At 59.3% G+C, this 2,634-nt stretch carries 4 protein-coding genes; 1 reads left to right on the top strand and 3 read right to left on the bottom strand.

The window, feature by feature from the left end:
- Positions 1 to 203: hypothetical protein (locus tag ACGVKB_RS11205; protein WP_392351814.1), on the bottom strand; the 203-nt coding region annotated here is incomplete at its 3' end.
- A gap of 252 nt (positions 204 to 455) precedes the next feature.
- Between ACGVKB_RS11205 and ACGVKB_RS11200 the strand changes: the two genes are divergently transcribed.
- Positions 456 to 1,922, top strand: coding sequence for a flavin monoamine oxidase family protein (locus ACGVKB_RS11200; protein ID WP_392351813.1), 1,467 nt, complete (start codon positions 456 to 458; stop codon positions 1,920 to 1,922).
- A gap of 2 nt (positions 1,923 to 1,924) precedes the next feature.
- On the opposite strand, the gene ACGVKB_RS11195 is transcribed toward ACGVKB_RS11200, so the two are convergent.
- Both ACGVKB_RS11195 and ACGVKB_RS11190 read right to left on the bottom strand, forming a co-directional pair.
- Entirely contained in the window at positions 1,925 to 2,230 is a 306-nt protein-coding gene (locus ACGVKB_RS11195; RefSeq protein ID WP_392351815.1) for an FAD-dependent oxidoreductase, read from the bottom strand.
- Positions 2,158 to 2,508, bottom strand: a complete 351-nt coding sequence (locus tag ACGVKB_RS11190) for an FAD-dependent oxidoreductase (RefSeq protein ID WP_392351812.1) — start codon at positions 2,506 to 2,508, stop codon at positions 2,158 to 2,160. The genes ACGVKB_RS11195 and ACGVKB_RS11190 overlap by 73 nt, the downstream gene beginning before the upstream one ends.
- Positions 2,509 to 2,634 lie beyond the last annotated feature (126 nt).

The raw sequence follows: 2,634 nt of genomic DNA, 5'->3' as shown, positions 1-2,634 counted from the left end.
AGATTCAGCGTTGCGCGAGACGGAGCGGCGGCGAACGTACGCCGATTCAAGCCATTGATTTGGTTGAGATCCCGCGGGGATTGCGGACCAAATCCTTGCTTCGAGGTCGAACGGGCCAGTGACTCGCGCTGGCGGTCAATCTCCTCCTCGCCAACACTCGAATGATCGTGACCAGGGGCCGCCAACACTGGAGAGACCGACAAGATTGCCGTCGACAATCCCAGCGCCAGGGAGAACCACTTCAAAGACACCGGCTTACGCGTTGACTATTGAATTGATAGCAAGACCATTACCTCACGAGGAGCAAAAAAAACTTGTGCAAAGCTCCAGTCAAAAGAGTCAACGGTGGGTGCATCAACCTGAAACAGTTCGTGAACGGTTGTCGCGATTCATGATCACGACCTGACGAAACAACCGATCAAAAGGGCCACAGCAAACCAATCCGACTCCAGTCAATGGCACTCTCCCGTCGTGAATTAATCGCAGGCGCAGGGCTTGCCAGCTTTGGTGCAATCGGCCTGCAGACCAGCAGCAGAGCTTCTTCTGCACCCAAGTCCGTCGATGTGGTCGTGGTGGGTGCCGGTCTCTCCGGACTCATGGCTGCACGGGAACTCCGCAAACAAGGTCTGAGCGTTCACATTCTTGAAGCGAGGGCCCGAACCGGTGGCCGAATGATTCGCCAGACCACCAGGACCGGTGCGGTGATCGACCTTGGCGGCCAATGGGGTGGTGCCACACATCACCGTTTTCAGGCCCTGGTTGATGAGCTGGGAATCAAGACCTTCCCCAGCTACTACGACGGCAAGGGTGTCCTGCACTGGGATGGGCAACGGGTCGTCGCCGACCTGGCCAAACAACCCTCCGACAGCGTTCTTCTGTTTGATGCGGAGCAGATTGAACAGCCCGCGGCCGAGGTCGCCAAAGCCAAGGCAGCGATGAAAACGTTCCGAGGCATCGCGGCTTCCATTGATCCCGCACGACCGTGGACTGCAGCCAATGCCGTGGAACTGGATCGCACCACGATCCGTGCCTGGTGTGAGAAGAACAGTTCGTCCCGACTCAGTGATTTCGAATTGGAATGGTTGTCGGTCGTGGGTGGCTCCGGTGGGTTTGACCCCTGGGACGCCTCGATCCTTCACCTGGCCTGGACACAGGCCGTCGCCCCGCAGGACGAGGGACCGGAATCATGGCTGCTCGATGGGGCTGCTGGTCAGGTGGCAGAACGGCTGACGGCCGAGCTGAGGCCCCTCATCAGCCTGAATGCACCCGTCCAAGGCATCGATCAGAACGACAAGGGGGTGACCGTGCATGTCGGTGACGGTCGCCAGATTCGAGCGAAAAGCGCCATCGTCGCCATTCCTCCACCACTGCGTAACAAGATCACCTTCACGCCGGATCTCCCAGCGGAAACGCGCTCCTTTCTCCAGCGCAGTCCGATGGGATCGATGATCAAAGTCTTTGCCATCTACAAATCCGCGTTCTGGCGAAAGACGAACCTCAACGGATTTGCCGTCGGAAACCTCAAAACCCTGGAGATCACGGCAGACAGCTCTCTGCCCAGCGGGACCCCCGGCATCCTTGCGGCCTTCGTCACCGCCAGTGCTGCGGTGGCCTTCCAGCAGATGACGGCTGCCGAGCAGCGCAAGGCTGTTTTGGATGATCTTGTGGCCTATTGGGGACCGGAAGCCGGTGCTCCCGAAGAACTTCTCCTGGAGAACTGGAACCAGGAAGCCTGGTCCACCGGCGCCTTCACCAGCTTTGTGACACCAGGCACCTGGACCACCTACGGGCAGGGGTGGCAGCAGTCTCACGGGAGAGTGCACTGGGCCGGTACCGAAGCCTCGAGTCGGTGGCCCGGATACTTCGAAGGGGCGATCGAAGCGGGCATTCAGGCCGCAGCAAAAGCGACGGCCCAGGGATGAACTCAGGCGATGACGTCAATGGCCTGGCGGGCAGCCGCCAGGCCGGCCTCAATGGCACCCTCGAAATAGCCAGGCCAACGGGTGGCCTGCTCAGTACCGGCCCAGAAAACCTTGCCATGGGGGTTTTGCCAGGATGAGCCGAAGGCTGTCCAAGCACCGGGAGTCCTGGTTAACCCATAACCACCGGTTTGCCAGGGGTCTTCCGTCCAGCGTTTGATCACCAGATCCCGAAGGATCAGCTCACGCTGCTCGCGATGGCTGAACTGACTGAAGGTGCCGACGCGATTTCCTGAAACAAAGCTGGCCAGAATCCCAGGTGTTCCCGAAGGAGGGCAGGCATCAGCGGTTTGCCACCCCACTGACCACCAAGGTCAATCACACCGTTACCGGCAACGCTCTGGTTCACCATGCGGCCACCGATACGCGCTTTGGCTTCCAGAAGCAAAACGCTTCGTCCCCGCTGTTTTAGTTCGCGTGCCGCCGTCAGACCGGACAAGCCCCCACCGATGACGACCACATCAACACGGTTGCGATCGGGTTGCGTCCGTCCGGGTTGTTTGGAGCCGAGGGCGGTCAATCCTGCCAACGCACCTGCTGAGGAAAGAAGACCCCGCCGACTAATAACCATGACGAACTGATGAGGTAAAAACAAAGAAGAAGGCCTTCATCGATGAAGACCTTCTGAACTCAAACGGGGTTCAATCAGGCGTAA

Source organism: Parasynechococcus sp., assembly GCF_042954325.1.
Classification (GTDB): Bacteria; Cyanobacteriota; Cyanobacteriia; order PCC-6307; family Cyanobiaceae; genus Parasynechococcus.
The sequence above is the reverse complement of the archived record's forward strand: the minus strand, read 5'-3'. Positions and strand labels throughout refer to the sequence as shown.